Origin of the sequence: Oceanibaculum nanhaiense, assembly GCF_002148795.1 — a bacterium.
In the GTDB taxonomy this organism is placed as follows: Bacteria; Pseudomonadota; Alphaproteobacteria; order Oceanibaculales; family Oceanibaculaceae; genus Oceanibaculum; species Oceanibaculum nanhaiense.
In genome coordinates this window covers 1-967 of sequence record NZ_MPOB01000033.1, presented here as the reverse complement: position 1 = coordinate 967, position 967 = coordinate 1, and the positions used below count along the sequence as shown (strand labels likewise).

The following is a 967-nucleotide window of genomic DNA, read 5'->3' as shown; positions in this document are numbered from 1 at the left end:
AGAGTCTGTCCGGAGACTTTATGATTGATTGCAGAGCTTTCTGATCATGAGGCGGATGGAGGCGAGTTTCAAGAAGGCGAGCGCCTTGGCGTTGAGGCATTCCCAGTCCTTGGCCAGGCGGCGGCATCGTCCCAGCCAGGCGAAGGTGCGCTCGACGATCCAGCGTTTGGGCAGCACGACGAAGCCCTTGGCCCGATCTGACCGTTTGACGATCTCCACATTGACCTGGGCGACGGCCTTCTTCAGTCCCGTCTGAAATTGCTCCCCCTGATAGCCGCCATCGGCATAGAGCTTGAGCAAAAAGGGATAGAGCCCAAACAGGGTGGCCATCACCACCACCCCGCCGTCGCGGTCCTGGATGTCGGCGGCATGGACCAGCGCATGCATCAGCAGGCCCTGAGTGTCGACGAGAATGTGCCGCTTCTTGCCCTTGATCTTCTTGCCGGAATCGTAGCCGTGCGGGTCGTATCGCCCCCTTTTTCTGCGCTTTTCACGCTCTGGCTGTCGATGATGGCGGCGCTAGGGGAGGCCTTGCGCTCCGCCTGCTCGCGGCAGGCGACATAGAGCGCGTGATGGATGCGGTCGAGCGTGCGATCCCAGGTCCACAGGTCGAAATAGTCGTAGACCGTGCTCTTGGGCGGCAGGTCCTTCGGGATCGCCCGCCACTGGCAACCGGTCGACAGCACATACATCAGCCCGTTGACCACCTCGCGCATGTTGACGGTGCGCCTGCCACCGCATGGCTTGCCCGGCGGGATCAGCGGCTCGATCAGTGCCCATTCCTCGTCGGTCAGGTCGCTTGGATAGCGCAGGTGATCCCGGTTGTAGCGGGCGCGGTTCTCAACGGTCCACATCGGCACCTCTCTTCGCGATTCGGTGCCAGATAAGGAATCACAGCCGATTCCAGCCCCGCAAGCCGGAATCGCCAACCGACTCTGTCGACTCACAAACTCCCCGGACGGACACT

1 pseudogene is annotated in these 967 nt (G+C 61.7%); it reads right to left on the bottom strand.

Annotated features, from left to right (window positions below):
* Window positions 1-18: 18 nt before the first annotated feature.
* A pseudogene (locus BKM74_RS18375) lies at window positions 19-854 on the bottom strand (IS5 family transposase).
* Window positions 855-967: the final 113 nt, after the last annotated feature.